This is a genomic window from Streptomyces sp. NPDC029674, assembly GCF_044903205.1.
Taxonomy (GTDB): Bacteria; Actinomycetota; Actinomycetes; order Streptomycetales; family Streptomycetaceae; genus Streptomyces.
In genome coordinates, this window is record NZ_JBJDPY010000002.1 from 237,839 (window position 1) to 250,203 (window position 12,365).

Below are 12,365 nucleotides of genomic sequence, written 5' to 3' on the forward strand. Positions count from 1 at the left end.
CTCATACGCGCCCGGTCACCGTCACCGTGACCCGCGGGGGCCGCGACTCCCCGGTCAGCCGCAGCAGCGCCTCGGTCACGGCGGCGCGCACCTCACGGGTGACGTCCACGGACCGGTGCCCACGGCGCAGGACGACATGGATCTCCGCGTGCCATGCCGCGGCGCCCTTGTCCCGGGTGACGCGCACCGCCGACGAACGCCTGGTCAGCGAGGTGCTGACGCGCAGCAGGTCGGCGATGCCGGGGCGCAGGCAGGCGACACCGGGCGTGCCGAGCACCGCTTCCTGGACCGCCTCGGCCAGCTCACCGGCAGTACGTCGTTCCGTCACGGGTGCCGCCCCTCGGTGCTGGCGTCGTAGTCGTCGTAGTCGTCGTCGATGATGTCGGCGACCGTCACGTCCACGGTCGCGACCCTCATGCCGAGCTCGGCGTCCACCGCCTCCAGGACGCGTCGGCGGACCCGCTCGGCGACCTCCGGGAGGTTCCAGGCGAGGGTCACCGCCACCTCCGTGCGGATCCGCACGGGCCCGCGCGGACGGCGTTCCGCGGCCGCGTCGCCGTGGCCGTCCCGGGGGAGCGCCTCGATGCGGCAGCTGCCCGCCCGTACGCCCGGCAGGGTCTCCGCGGCGGCGCGGACGGTCCTGGCCGCCGCGGCCTCCACGATCCACGCGTCCTCGTCCTCCTCGCCCAGCGGCAGCGTGCGGCCCGGCCGCAGTTCGAGGCGCACCACGTCCATGACGCGGCCCACCAGCGCCGAGGCGTCGGGCTCCGGTTCCCGCGGGTCCGCCTCGCGGGCGGCTGCGACGACGTCCTCCAGATGCCGCAGCGTGTGCCGCGCGTCGGTGCAGTGCGGGCAGGCGAGCGCGTGCGGGTCGGCCTCGCCGTTCTCCGCGCGCTCCCAGACGCTCCACACGTCGCGGCCGCAGGGCAGCAGTTCGTTCTCCTCGTTCAACGCCATGCGGCCATCGCCTCCGTGAGATAGCGCCGCGCCCGGAAGACGCGGCCCCGTACCGCCTCCGGACTGATGCCCACCGTCTCGGCGATGGTTTCGTAGGCGAGGCCGTTGAGCTCGCGCAGCACCCAGCACACGCGCTGCTCCGGAGAGAGGCCCTCCATCGCCCTGCCGAGCTCCGCCACGGCGGCGTGCGCCTCGGCGACCCGGGCCGGAGAGGCCTCGTGCTCCGGCGCCTGCGGCTCGGGCACGTCCCCGAGGTCGACGGCGGGGCGCCGGGCGCGCAGGACGTTCAGGCAGCGGTTCGTGACGATGCGGTGCATCCAGGTGCCGAACCGTGCGTCCCTGCGGAACTCCGGCATCTTGCGCCAGGCGCTCACGAAGGATTCCTGCACCGCGTCCTCGGCCTCCGTCCGGCTGCCGAGCAGCCGTGTCGCGAGCCGCAGCAGTCCGGGCGCGTGGCGGCGCACGAGCTCCTCGAAGGCCTCCTCGTCGCCCTCCGCCGCCCGTACCGCGAGCAGTCCGTCGTCGGGCCGCGCGGAGTCGTCCGCTTCGGCCGGCGCTCTGCCTCCGTCGCCCGGCACACGCGGCTCCTCTCACTCAGGTCGTACTCCTACGACACACGGCGGGCGCCCGCGTTACGCGACGCGGCGTGTCGCCCGCCGGGAGAAGAAATTCCACCGGGTCGCGTAACGAATACCCGGCCCCCGTGTCAGACAAGCGCCGGGCCGGGCACTCGGCCCGCAGCGAGCGAAGTCCCTGACGACGAGGAGATGGCTTCATGGCGACTCAGGAGATCACTTCGAAGACCGCCGCCCCCGGTGGCGGCGAACAGGGCCTCACCGGCGCCCCGCACCAAGCGGTGCCGGGCAGCACCACCGTGCCGGGCCGCACCGGGGCCACCGAACCGGCCGCGACCCGCGGGAAGACCTCCATCGCCGACGTGGTGGTGGTGAAGATCGCCGGTACGGCCGCGCGCGAGATCCCCGGCGTGTACGACATGGGCGGCGGCCTCTCCCGCACCATCGGCGCCGTCCGCGACCGCGTCCCCGGCGGGCGTCCCAACGTCGGGCGCGGGGTGAAGGTCGAGGTCGGCGAGCGGCAGACGGCGATCGATCTGGACATCGTCGTCGAGTACGGCGTGCCGATCACCGACGTCGCCCACGACGTGCGCGAGAACGTCATCGCGGCCGTGGAGCGCATCACAGGACTGGAGGTCGTCGAGGTCAACGTAGCGGTCAACGACGTACGACTGCCGGATGACGACAGCTCGGACTCGGCCGGCGAGACGCGCGTGGAGTAGGTGAGTGGTGAGCACAGCTCTGGTAGGCCTGATCGCCGGGATGGCGCTGGGGTTCGCCGGGTGGTTCGGCGGCTTCGGTGCCTTCCTCCTGGTCGCCGCGCTGGGCGCGGTGGGCTTCGTCGCGGGGCGCCTCGTCGACGACGGCACGGACATACGGGGCTTCCTCGGCGGGCGTGACCGGGGGCGGCGATGAGCACGCCGGCGGCGGAGCGCGGTTCGACGACCGTCGCGGACCGCGCGGTGCGCCGCGTCGCCGAGCGGGCCGCCACGGAGGCGCTCGCACCTGGGGAGGTCCGGACGACCCGGAGTTCGGCGTCCGTGCGCGGGCGGCGGGCCCGGGTCGACGTCACCGTGACGCTGCCCTATCCCACGGTGCTCGACGACGCGGGCGAACGCGTCCGGTCCCATGTCGCGGACCGCACGGCGCGGCTCACCGGCCTCGCCGTGCCCTCGGCGCGGGTGCGGGTGCGGGAGCTGTGTCTACGGGAGGAGGGCGCTTCAGTAGAGGAGGGCACTTCTGTGGAGGCGGGTGCCGGGGGGCGGGCCCGGCGGCCGTGGTCCTCGCGGCGCCTGCCCGTCGCCGCGTTGACGTTCGCCGCCGCCGTGGTGTGCGGTGTCCTCCTGTACGACGTGCTGGCCGTGCGCACGGCCGACCGTCCGCCCGCCCGGTGGCGGGCCGACCTGATGGGGTGGCTCACCACGCACGGCCCGGAGAGCGGCGCCTGGCCGGGTCTGGCGGCGGCGTTCGGGGTGTTCTGTCTCGGCGTGTGGCTGCTGGTGCTCGCCGTCACGCCGGGGCGGCGCGGCCGGCTCCCCATGCGCTCGCCGGTCGCGGGCGTGCACGCGGTCCTCGACCGGCGTGCGGTGGCGTCGCTGTTGCGGGACGCCGTGACGGAGCTGCCGGGGATCACGCGCGTGCGGGTCGATGTGGGGCGTCGTCGGGCACGCGTGCGTGCCGGGCTCGCCTTCGGCCTGCCGGAGGACGCGCACCGGGCGCTGACCGAAGCGGCGGAGCGGGCCCTGGCGGCGTGCGGGGTGGACCGGCCCCTGCGGCTCCGCGTCCGGCTGCGTCCCGTACCCGCCTGGCGCGCTCCGGCGGCGGTACCGGGGAGCGGTGACCGGTGAGCCGGCTCCGTGGCGGCGTCAACCGCGCGGCGCTGCTCTGTGTGGCCGTGGCGTGCGTCGGCGCGGGAGCCGTCCTTGCGACCGCCGCCGATGCCGTACGCGACCGGCTGCCGTCGGGCTGGCCGCGGCTCGGCGCCGACAGGGTGTGGCTCGACGGGCGGGACCTCGGCCGGTGGCGCGATCAGGGCTGGTGGACGCCGCTGGTGATCGCCGCGCTCTCCGTAGGCGTACTGCTGTTCGTCGTCTGGGTGCTGGCGCAGGTACGCGGCGGGCGGCTGCGGGAACTGCCTCTGGGGCAGCCCGACGTGACGCTGTCCGGGACCGCGCTTGCGGCCGCGATGGCGGAGCGGGCACGCGCCATCGAGGGGGTGGCCGACGCGCACGTACGCCTTCGGGGTACGTCGCGGCGGCTGCGCGCCCGCATCACGCTGGTCCTGCTGCCGGACAGCTCTCCGGAGACGGTCCTCCGGAGTCTCGCCCTGCACACGGTGGCGGAGGCGCGGGCGGCGACGGCTCCCCGCGCGCTGGACGCCGACGTACGCCTGAGGGTGCGGTCGCACAAGTCCCGGCGCCTGCGCTGAGGGGCGGGCGCCGGTGGCTCAACGGGCGGGGCGGCTCAGTGTTCGGTGAGCAGGCCCGACCGCAGCTTGGCGAGGGTGCGGGTCAGCAGTCGTGAGACGTGCATCTGGGAGATGCCGAGCACCGCGCCGATCTGTCCCTGCGTCATCTCCTGGCCGAAGCGCATCTCGATGATGTGCCGCTCGCGGTCGTCCAGTTGCTCGACGAGGGGTGCCAGGGCGTGCAGGTCCTCGAAGAGGTCGAGTGCGGGGTCGTCCTCGCCGAGGACGTCGGCGTAGTCACGGCCCTTCGAGCCGTCGTCCTGGTTGAGGGGGACGTCGATGGAGCCCGCGGTGTAGCCGTTGGAGGCGACGAGGCCGTCGTTGACCTCCCGCTCGCTGAGGCCGAGGTGGTCGGCGAGCTCCCGGACGGTGGGCTCGCGGTCGAGCTCGGCGCCGAGCGCCTCCTTGGCCTTCACGAGGTCGACGCGGAGCTCCTGGAGGCGGCGCGGCACGTGCACCGCCCAGGTGGTGTCGCGGAAGAACCGCTTGATCTCCCCGGTGATGTAGGGCAGCGCGAAGGTGCTGAACGCGACGTCGCGGGACAGCTCGAAGCGGTCGATGGCCTTGATCAGGCCGATCGTGCCGACCTGCACGATGTCGTCGACGTCGGTGCTGCCGCCGCGGAAGCGGGAGGCCGCGAACTGCACCAGCGACAGGTTCATCTCGATCAGGGTGTTGCGGGCGTACTGGTATTCGTGCGTGCCCTCTTCGAGGTGCTGGAGCCGGTCGAAGAAGATCTTCGACAGGGCCCGCGCGTCCTTGGGCGCGACGCTCCCCGCGTCCTCGACCCACGGCAGTTCGCTGCTGGACATCTCTTCCCAGGGGGCCGCGGCGAGGACTTCCTCATGCGTGGACGCCGCAGTCAACTGTGTGGAGGTCCTCACTAGTTCACCTTCGCTCGGGGGACGGCGGGCAATACGTCATCAGACCGCCTGCCCCATGGTCTCCCGGTTAACCCCCCGGTCCTGCCTGTTGCCCCGTTCCCCTCGCCGGTCGGTACTGTCACGATGCGGAGTCCAGGGTCCAGGGGGAGTCGCCCCCAGCGGGGGCGGGGTGGGGAGGCGTACATGCCAGAGGTGTTCCTGCGGCGGCTGAGCCGTTGGCAGGCGGAGATGCAGCGCGAGGCCATCGCCGACCTCTACGTGGAGGCCGTTCGGGGCATGGCCGGTGCCGGGTTCGGGGACCGGCGGGACTTTCTGCTCCGCTTCGAACACGACGTCCAGCAGACCGACTTCGACATGGTCGTGGCCGACTCGGCGGGTCTGGTGGGCTGCCTCTACGGGTACCGCGCCGAGCGCAGCGGTGCGTGGTGGGAGAGGTTCCGCGCCGTCCTGCCGCCGGAGGTCGAGGAACAGACCGCGTCGGGGCGGGTGTTCCTGCTGAGCGAGCTGATGATGACGCCTGCCGAGCGCGGCTCGGACGTCGCATCCCGCCTGCGGACGCTGCTCCTCACCCGGCACACCTCGGATGTCGTCGTCGCCGTCCTCAAGCCGGACGACGACCGGGGGCGGCACGTGCTGCAGGCGTGGGACTGGACGAAGCTGGGCGAGTTCGCACCCCAGCAGGAGGGCTGGCTGCGGCCGCCCTCGCCCCTGCCCTGACCGCTCAGCCGCCCCGGGGCCTGCTCGCCCGCAGGGAGTACATGAGGGGGACGCGGGGCCGCTCCGGGGGGAACCGGTAGGTGCCGTCGCGGAGTTCCAGCGCGCCGAACCGCGCGAAGAGGGTGTGGTCGCGCTCGCGCAGGAACTCGACGCGCAGCCCCGCGGCGGCGAGCGCGGACACCACGTCGCCGATCGGGTGCTGCCACTCGACGGTGCGGTTGTGGACGGTGGGCGTGACCGTGTCCGCGTATCCGCCGGGCGTCTCCTCGATCCAGGCGTCGCGCGCGAAGTAGTCGTGCTCGACGCGGGAGCCCGTGGCATCGTCCAGGACGTCGGCGAGCGGATGGAACTCGTTGAGGTAGAGGAAGCCGCCGGGGGCGACCAGCGAGGCGGCGGTCTCGGCCCAGCGCTGGATGTCGGGGAGCCAGCCGAGCGCGCCCACTCCGGTGTAGACGATGTCGTACGAGGAGTCGGGCACCGCCTCTGCCGCGTCGTACACGTCGGCGGCGACGAAGGTGGCCTGCTCCGGAGTGAGGCCGAGCTCGGCGGCGAGCTCCCGGGCCGCCTCGACGGCGGGCTCGGAGAAGTCGAGGCCGACGACGCGGGAGGCGCCGTGCCGCGCCCAGGACAGGGTGTCCAGACCGATGTGGCACTGCAGGTGCAGCAGGGACTTTCCGCGTACGTCGCCCACTTCCGCGAGCTCGTGTTCGCGCAGGGGGTCCTTGCCCGCGCGGAAGGCGGCGAGGTCGTAATAGTCGCTGGCGAGGTGGAGCGGGACGCGCTCGTCCCAGCGTTTCCGGTTGGTCTCGCGCCAGTCGGCGGGCGTCGGGGAGTACATGGCTCGAAAGTTATCCACAGGCTGGGGACTCCCGCCAGCGGATTGTCGGCGGGGCCAGGCAGTATGGGGGGCATGAGCGAGACGGGTGCGACGAGCGAGACGGGTACGGGTTCCTCGGGTGCGGGGTCCTCGGGTGCGGGGTCCTCGGGTGCGGATGCCATGCCGGACTGGGAGAAGCGGTTCAGGGCGCCGCGGGTGTCCCTGCCCGACTGGGCGGAGGACGCCCCGGGGCGCTCCCTGTTCGTGTCGAACGCGACGGGGACGTACGAGTTGTACGCGTGGGACCGGGCGACCGGCACCCAGCGCCAGGTGACCGACCGGCCGAACGGCACGACGGACGGCGCGCTGTCGCCCGACGGTGAGTGGATCTGGTGGTTCGACGACAAGGACGGCGACGAGTTCGGCGTCTGGCGTCGGCAGCCCTTCGGCGGCGGCGCCGACGAGCCGGCCGTGCCGGGTCTGGCCCCTTCGTACCCCGCGGGCCTCGCCCTCGGCAGGGACGGCGGGACGGTGGTCGTCGGCCGCTCCACGGACGAGGACGGCTCGACGATCCATGTCGTACGTCCGGGTGACACCGCCCCGGTCGAGGTTTACCGCCACCGTGAGTCGGCGGGCGTCGGCGACCTCTCGTACGACGGCACGCTGATCGCCGTGGAGCACACGGAGCACGGCGACGCGATGCACTCCGCGCTCCGCGTGATCCGGCCGGACGGTTCGACGGTCGCCGAGCTGGACGACACCAAGGGCGGCACGGTCGAGCTGGGCCTTGAGGTCCTCGGCTTCGCGCCGGTCGACGGTGACACGCGGCTCCTCGTCGGGCACCAGCGGCGCGGGCGCTGGGAGCCGATGGTGTGGGACGTCGCCTCGGGCGAGGAGAACGACCTCGCGCTCGGCCTGCCGGGCGACGTGAGCGCCGAGTGGTACCCGGACGGTTCCGCGCTCCTCATCGCGCACGGCTTCGAGGCACGCGGCGAGCTCTTCCGCTACGACCTCGCCTCCGGTGGGCTGGTGCGGATCGACACGCCCGCGGGCTCCGTCTCCGGCGCGACGGCCCGCCCCGACGGCAGCGTGGAGTACATGTGGTCGTCGGCGGCCGAGCCGCCGGTGGTCCGCTCCACGTCGGGCGGTGTGGTCCTGGACCCGCCCGGCATGAAGGCGCCGAAGTCCGTCCCCGTGGAGGACGTGTGGGTGGAAGGGCCTGGTGGCCGCATCCACGCGCTGGTGCAGCGCCCCGAGGGCTCCTCCGGCCCGCTCCCCACCGTCTTCGAGGTCCACGGCGGACCGACCTGGCACGACAGCGACTCCTTCGCGGCCGGCCCGGCGGCCTGGGTCGACCACGGGTACGCGGTCGTCCGCGTGAACTACCGCGGCTCCACGGGATACGGCAGGGAGTGGACGGACGCCCTCAAGCACCGCGTCGGCCTCATCGAGCTGGAGGACATCGCGGCGGTGCGGGAGTGGGCGGTGACGTCGGGTCTCGCCGACCCCGGCCGCCTGGTCCTGGCGGGCGGCTCCTGGGGCGGCTACCTCACCCTCCTCGGCCTCGGCACGCAGCCCGACTCCTGGGCGGTCGGCCTCGCGGCGGTGCCCGTCGCGGACTACGTGACGGCGTACCACGACGAGATGGAGGCGCTGAAGGCGATGGACCGCACGCTGCTCGGCGGCACGCCGGAGGAGGTCCCCGAGCGGTTCGCGGCCTCGTCCCCGCTGACGTACGTCGACGACGTCAAGGCGCCCGTGTACATCTCGGCGGGCGTCAACGACCCGCGCTGCCCGATCCGCCAGATCGACAACTACGTCGACCGCCTCGCCGCACGCGGAGCGGTCCACGAGGTGTACCGCTACGACGCGGGCCACGGGTCGCTGGTCGTGGACGAGCGGATCAAGCAGGTCGCTCTGGAGCTGGAGTTCGCGAGGCGGCATCTGGGGGCGTGACCGGTACGTCCGGGCCGCCCGCCGCCAGTTCGAGGACCAGGTCGGCGGCGCGGCCCACGCCGCCGGCTTCCCGCAGGCGCTCCGCCCAGTGTTCGGCGCGCTCCCGGAAGGAGCCCTCGGTGAGAATCCGCGTGATCTTGGCGGCCGCCTCGTCACCGGTGACGGCGTCCGGGCGGTCGACGGCCAGCCCCACCCCGCTGTCGACGGCGCGCCGGGCCACGGCGTGGCAGTCCAGCCAGGCGGGCATGACCAGCATCGGCTTGCCGTGGAAGACCGACTCGTGGAATCCGTTGGCGCCGCCGTGGGTGACGAACGCCCGGACGTGCGGGTGGGCGAGGACGGCGGTCTGTGAGGGGAGCCAGCTCTCGACCCGCAGATTGTCGGGCAGGGGTGCCGCCGGAAGCAGTCCCTGTTGCGACTCCGGCAGTTTCCACAGGAACGCGTGGTGCGGGGCGAGGCGGCGGACGGCCGCGAGCAGGGCTGCTATCTGAGCGCGCGACAGGCGCATGATCGTACCGAACCCCAGGTAGACCACCGAGGTGTGGTCGTCGAGCCACCGGGACAGACCGTGGTCGTCGCTGCGCACCGCATCCGGCTCCGATGGCAGGAACGCCCCGATGAGATGCGCCCGGGGCGGCAGAGCGAACTCGTACTCCAGGCCGAAGACCGAGGGGGCGAGCACCATCGCCGCCGCGTCGCTGTAGACGTACCGGTTGGCCGTGGGGTTCTTGATGCCCTCGGATCTGCACGCTTTGACATACGGGCTCCCGAGGGCGGGCGCGAGAGCGGCACCCAGTCGGAACTTGAACCAGACATTGGCAGCGTGCTGAGAGAAATTCATTCTCCTCGGCAGGCCGGTGACGGGGCTGGGATAGCGCAACGGCAGCCGGAAGGCGTAACTGGGCAGGCCCGGAACCGTCATGACGAAGGGAATTCCCCGCGTCATCGCCGCGTCCATGGAGGACGCGTTCAAAATGTCCACGACCATGAGCCTCGGCCGAAGACGGTCGATGACGCCCAGCATGTTCCGGTAAGTGCTGACCCGTATCCGAGGAGCGCTCAGGTGCTTGTTCACGATCGCCATGAATCCGTCCGTGCTCATCGGATCGCTGTGCTGCACCCTCTCGACGACGTCACTCTCGCCCATCTCGATTCCGGTCGGATGGGCCGGATCGAGGGAGACGAAATTGACCGGACTGCGTGTGGAAGCGGATTCGATTCTGGAGCGCGCGTCGTCATAGGACGCGAACCACAGGTCAGGGACAGCGCGGCGGGACAGCTCGGCGGCGACGGCCAGCACGGAGTTGAGCTGGCCGGCGGGTGAGGTGGCGGAGAAGAGGACAGGGCCGGTCGATGTGGTCATCAGCGACAGTGTCAGAAGACCGGAACTGATCGGTCCACTGCGGTACAGGGGCGCACGGAGGCGGTCCGGAGAGCCGGTAACCAGAGGTGGCGGGTGGTGCGCGCCGGAGCGTGCTGACGGAGAGCCCTCAAGGGTGGTTTAGGTATACGGCCACCACCCGGATGGAACTCCACTCACACGAACATTCTCGCCTCGGGGAGAACGTATGAACGCCACACAACACGTCTACGAGGTGCTGCGGCAGAGTTTCGGCGTCGACGCACAAGCCGTTCCGGACGATACCGCTCTTCAGCAGTTGCGGATGGATTCCCTCGCTCTGGAAGAGTTCCGCGTACTCATCGAGGAGCGGTTGGACATCGATCTCGACGACGCCAGGATCACCTCACGGGACACGGTGGCGCACCTCGTTCACGTCGTCGCCGCGAGGGCGACGTCGTGAGGCCCTCCCGTGTGGCGCCGTTCTCCGCCGCGGTGACGGGGGTCGGGCTGGTGACGGCGGCCGGCGCCGACGCCCCCCGTTCCTGGAAAGCGGTGGTGAGCGGTGGCGTTCCGGCCGGTGTGGGCCCGCATCCGGCCCTGGCGGGCCTGCCCTGTGACTTCGCCTACGCCGCCGACATCGACATGGCGGGGCGGCTCGGGGTGGCCGTGTCCCGGCTGATGGACCGGTTCGCCCAGTTCGCCGTCGTGGCCGCGCGTGAGGCGGTCGCCGACGCGGATCTGGACAGCCGCGCGTGGGACAGCGCCCGGGTGGGCGTCGTCATAGGCAACGCCCACGGCGGCCTCCCCTACTACGACGAGCAGCTCGCCCGACTGCTGGCACGCGGCCGCGTCTCCCCCAAGACCAGCCTGCTCACGCCCGTCACCGGGGCCACCGGCAGCGTGACGCGTGACCTCGGCGCGGCCGGGCCGAGTCTCGCCGTGTCCGCGGCCTGCTCCTCCGGCACCCATGCCGTGGGCGCGGCACACCGGCTCCTGCGCTCCGGAGAGTGCGACGTCGTGATCACCGGCGGTGCCGAGGCGGCCATCTGCCGCATGCTGGTCGCCAGCGCCTGCCAGCTGAAGGCGCTGTCCACGCGACGCGGCGCCCCCGAGACCGCCAGCCGCCCCTTCGACACCGGCCGGGACGGCTTCGTCTTCGGCGAGGGCGCCGGCATCCTGGTCCTGGAGCGTCCGGAGCACGCGCGGGCCCGCGGAGCGAAGGTCGTCGCGCGCGTCAGTGGCTACGGGGCCGCGACCGACCCCGGCGCGACCGTGGCCCCGACCAGCGACGGCGCCGCGCTGGAGCGCGCCCTGCGCGCCGCCCTCGCCGACGCCGGCATCTCCGGCGCGGAAGTGGACCACGTCAACGCACACGGCACTTCTACGCGGATGAACGACCTCGTCGAGAGCGAGGTCCTCGCGAAAGTGTGCGGCGAGCGCCCGCTGATCACCGCCAGCAAAGGCATGGTCGGGCACACGCTCGGGGCCGCGGGAGGCATCGAGACCGCGCTGACCGCGCTGGCCCTGCGCGACCAGGTCGTGCCGCCCACCGCCAACCTCACGTCGCTCGATCCCGGCGTCCGGGGCCGGGTCGTCACCCGGGCCGCCCGTCCCGCGCGCCTCGACCACGCCGTGAAGACCTCCATGGGCTTCGGTGGCTTCGCCGCCGCGCTGGTGCTCACCCGAGCCTGACGCCCGACGCCCGATGCCCGACGCCCGACCCTTGCGCCGACCACACGCTTCGTCGGCCCGAACACTGTACGGGGGAACCGAACCGTGCCGGACGAGACGATCCGCTCCATGACCGTGGACAACCTGCGGTACGCCTACCGGCTCCTCCGCGGGCCCGCGCCCCGCACTCACCCGATCGTCCTCCTGGGCGGCGTGTTCCAGGGGATGTACGACTGGGCCCCCATGGAGAAGGCACTGCTTCCGGTCGCCGACGTCGTGACCCTCGGCTCCGACACCGGGGACAGCACGGCGCCCGCCATCCCACTCGCACCGCACCTGCTGAGCCGAGCGATCGCCCAGGTCATCGACGACCTCGGGGCCGAGCAGGTCAACCTGTTCGGATACTCCTACGGCTCCGTCATCGTCCACCGGTACGCCCAGGCCCACCCGCGGCGGGTCGCACGCCTGGTGTTGGGCGGTGTGCCGTGGAACATTCCGGATGCCCGGAGGCGGCTCAAAGAGCGTGCGGCGACGTTTTCCGAGGGTCAGGAGGCTGCGCTGGCGTCCATGTTGGCCGAGACCATGCTGTGCATGGACCCCGACCTCCCGGTGCTGAACCGGGAGTTGGCGTACCGCTATGTCCGCCGGACGCTGTTGCAGCAGCTGCGGATTCCCCACGCGCGGCAGGCCCTGGAGCAAGGGAGCGACATGGTGTGCGACATGACGGCCGACGGCCTCGACGGCATACCCACGCTGGTCTTCAGCGGCGCGCACGACACCCTCATCCCCGTGCCGACCCAACGTGCCTTCGCCGCGACCATCGCGGGCAGCTCGTTCGTCGTCCTGGACTCCTCGGACCACTGGGTGCTGCTCGAGCGACCCGCCGAGGTGGCGGCCCTCGCGCTGCACCACTTCACGGACCTTCCGCCGGCCCCTCGCGGCACTCCGTGACCGGCCGGGCCCTCCCGCCGACCCCCAC

At 72.6% G+C, this 12,365-nt stretch carries 15 protein-coding genes; 9 read left to right on the plus strand and 6 right to left on the minus strand.

All coding sequences use genetic code 11. From position 1 onward, the window contains the following. Nucleotide 1: 1 nt before the first annotated feature. Genes ACI2L3_RS04970 through ACI2L3_RS04980 form a run of 3 tightly spaced genes read right to left on the minus strand, consistent with a single transcriptional unit; the run spans nucleotide 2 to nucleotide 1,535 of the window. Nucleotides 2-328, minus strand: a complete 327-nt coding sequence (locus tag ACI2L3_RS04970) for an Asp23/Gls24 family envelope stress response protein (RefSeq protein WP_404750899.1) — start codon at nucleotides 326-328, stop codon at nucleotides 2-4. Further along, a complete protein-coding gene (locus ACI2L3_RS04975; RefSeq protein WP_404750900.1) occupies nucleotides 325-957 on the minus strand; it encodes a hypothetical protein in 633 nt (210 codons plus the stop codon). Before ACI2L3_RS04975 ends, ACI2L3_RS04970 begins: the two co-directional genes overlap by 4 nt. Continuing rightward, nucleotides 948-1,535 (minus strand): RNA polymerase sigma factor, encoded by a 588-nt coding sequence (locus tag ACI2L3_RS04980; RefSeq protein WP_404750901.1) that lies wholly within the window; start codon nucleotides 1,533-1,535, stop codon nucleotides 948-950. Before ACI2L3_RS04980 ends, ACI2L3_RS04975 begins: the two co-directional genes overlap by 10 nt. A gap of 197 nt (nucleotides 1,536-1,732) precedes the next feature. On the opposite strand from ACI2L3_RS04980, the gene ACI2L3_RS04985 reads away from it, so the two are divergent. From ACI2L3_RS04985 to ACI2L3_RS05000, 4 genes are read left to right on the plus strand one after another with little or no spacing between them, the layout of a single operon-like run. Continuing rightward, the gene (locus ACI2L3_RS04985) at nucleotides 1,733-2,254 is read left to right on the plus strand and encodes an Asp23/Gls24 family envelope stress response protein (protein WP_404750902.1); all 522 of its coding nucleotides are present in this window, start codon (nucleotides 1,733-1,735) and stop codon (nucleotides 2,252-2,254) included. 7 nt (nucleotides 2,255-2,261) lie between these two features. Continuing rightward, a complete protein-coding gene (locus ACI2L3_RS04990) occupies nucleotides 2,262-2,447 on the plus strand; it encodes a hypothetical protein (protein WP_404750903.1) in 186 nt (61 codons plus the stop codon). Next, nucleotides 2,444-3,379 carry a DUF6286 domain-containing Asp23/Gls24 family envelope stress response protein gene (locus tag ACI2L3_RS04995; RefSeq protein WP_404750904.1) on the plus strand — a complete coding sequence of 312 codons (936 nt, stop codon included), beginning with the start codon at nucleotides 2,444-2,446 and terminating at the stop codon, nucleotides 3,377-3,379. The genes ACI2L3_RS04990 and ACI2L3_RS04995 overlap by 4 nt, the downstream gene beginning before the upstream one ends. Beyond that, entirely contained in the window at nucleotides 3,376-3,960 is a 585-nt protein-coding gene (locus ACI2L3_RS05000; RefSeq protein WP_404750905.1) for an alkaline shock response membrane anchor protein AmaP, read from the plus strand. The genes ACI2L3_RS04995 and ACI2L3_RS05000 overlap by 4 nt, the downstream gene beginning before the upstream one ends. A 35-nt stretch (nucleotides 3,961-3,995) precedes the next feature. On the opposite strand, the gene ACI2L3_RS05005 is transcribed toward ACI2L3_RS05000, so the two are convergent. Then, the gene (locus tag ACI2L3_RS05005) at nucleotides 3,996-4,811 is read right to left on the minus strand and encodes an RNA polymerase sigma factor SigF (RefSeq protein ID WP_404751325.1); all 816 of its coding nucleotides are present in this window, start codon (nucleotides 4,809-4,811) and stop codon (nucleotides 3,996-3,998) included. Between the two features lie 255 nt (nucleotides 4,812-5,066). Between ACI2L3_RS05005 and ACI2L3_RS05010 the strand changes: the two genes are divergently transcribed. Continuing rightward, nucleotides 5,067-5,600 carry a hypothetical protein gene (locus ACI2L3_RS05010; protein ID WP_404750906.1) on the plus strand — a complete coding sequence of 178 codons (534 nt, stop codon included), beginning with the start codon at nucleotides 5,067-5,069 and terminating at the stop codon, nucleotides 5,598-5,600. A gap of 4 nt (nucleotides 5,601-5,604) precedes the next feature. Here ACI2L3_RS05010 and ACI2L3_RS05015 read toward each other — a convergent pair whose 3' ends face one another. Continuing rightward, on the minus strand, nucleotides 5,605-6,438 hold the full coding sequence (locus tag ACI2L3_RS05015; RefSeq protein WP_404750907.1) for a class I SAM-dependent methyltransferase: 834 nt from the start codon (nucleotides 6,436-6,438) through the stop codon (nucleotides 5,605-5,607). Between the two features lie 159 nt (nucleotides 6,439-6,597). On the opposite strand from ACI2L3_RS05015, the gene ACI2L3_RS05020 reads away from it, so the two are divergent. Continuing rightward, nucleotides 6,598-8,373, plus strand: a complete 1,776-nt coding sequence (locus ACI2L3_RS05020) for a prolyl oligopeptidase family serine peptidase (protein WP_404751326.1) — start codon at nucleotides 6,598-6,600, stop codon at nucleotides 8,371-8,373. Here the strand turns inward: ACI2L3_RS05020 and ACI2L3_RS05025 are convergent. Then, a complete protein-coding gene (locus ACI2L3_RS05025) occupies nucleotides 8,321-9,736 on the minus strand; it encodes a glycosyltransferase (RefSeq protein ID WP_404750908.1) in 1,416 nt (471 codons plus the stop codon). The two genes, ACI2L3_RS05020 and ACI2L3_RS05025, sit on opposite strands and share 53 nt — an antisense overlap. 205 nt (nucleotides 9,737-9,941) lie before the next feature. On the opposite strand from ACI2L3_RS05025, the gene ACI2L3_RS05030 reads away from it, so the two are divergent. The 3 genes from ACI2L3_RS05030 to ACI2L3_RS05040 all read left to right on the plus strand — a co-directional run bounded on the left by ACI2L3_RS05030 (nucleotide 9,942) and on the right by ACI2L3_RS05040 (nucleotide 12,337). Continuing rightward, nucleotides 9,942-10,175 (plus strand): acyl carrier protein, encoded by a 234-nt coding sequence (locus ACI2L3_RS05030; RefSeq protein ID WP_404750909.1) that lies wholly within the window; start codon nucleotides 9,942-9,944, stop codon nucleotides 10,173-10,175. Continuing rightward, on the plus strand, nucleotides 10,172-11,407 hold the full coding sequence (locus ACI2L3_RS05035) for a beta-ketoacyl-[acyl-carrier-protein] synthase family protein (RefSeq protein WP_404750910.1): 1,236 nt from the start codon (nucleotides 10,172-10,174) through the stop codon (nucleotides 11,405-11,407). Before ACI2L3_RS05030 ends, ACI2L3_RS05035 begins: the two co-directional genes overlap by 4 nt. Before the next feature lie 84 nt (nucleotides 11,408-11,491). Further along, entirely contained in the window at nucleotides 11,492-12,337 is an 846-nt protein-coding gene (locus tag ACI2L3_RS05040; RefSeq protein WP_404750911.1) for an alpha/beta fold hydrolase, read from the plus strand. Nucleotides 12,338-12,365 lie beyond the last annotated feature (28 nt).

Excerpts from the sequence above, each read along its gene's own strand:
- ACI2L3_RS05010 (WP_404750906.1), top strand. The coding sequence starts at position 5,067 with ATGCCAGAGGTGTTCCTGCGGCGGCTGAGCCGTTGGCAGGCGGAGATG.
- ACI2L3_RS05025 (WP_404750908.1), bottom strand. The coding sequence starts at position 9,736 with ATGACCACATCGACCGGCCCTGTCCTCTTCTCCGCCACCTCACCCGCC.
- ACI2L3_RS04995 (WP_404750904.1), top strand. The coding sequence starts at position 2,444 with ATGAGCACGCCGGCGGCGGAGCGCGGTTCGACGACCGTCGCGGACCGC.
- ACI2L3_RS05005 (WP_404751325.1), bottom strand. The coding sequence starts at position 4,811 with ATGTCCAGCAGCGAACTGCCGTGGGTCGAGGACGCGGGGAGCGTCGCG.
- ACI2L3_RS05015 (WP_404750907.1), bottom strand. The coding sequence starts at position 6,438 with ATGTACTCCCCGACGCCCGCCGACTGGCGCGAGACCAACCGGAAACGC.
- ACI2L3_RS05030 (WP_404750909.1), top strand. The coding sequence starts at position 9,942 with ATGAACGCCACACAACACGTCTACGAGGTGCTGCGGCAGAGTTTCGGC.
- ACI2L3_RS04975 (WP_404750900.1), bottom strand. The coding sequence starts at position 957 with ATGGCGTTGAACGAGGAGAACGAACTGCTGCCCTGCGGCCGCGACGTG.
- ACI2L3_RS04985 (WP_404750902.1), top strand. The coding sequence starts at position 1,733 with ATGGCGACTCAGGAGATCACTTCGAAGACCGCCGCCCCCGGTGGCGGC.
- ACI2L3_RS05020 (WP_404751326.1), top strand. The coding sequence starts at position 6,598 with ATGCCGGACTGGGAGAAGCGGTTCAGGGCGCCGCGGGTGTCCCTGCCC.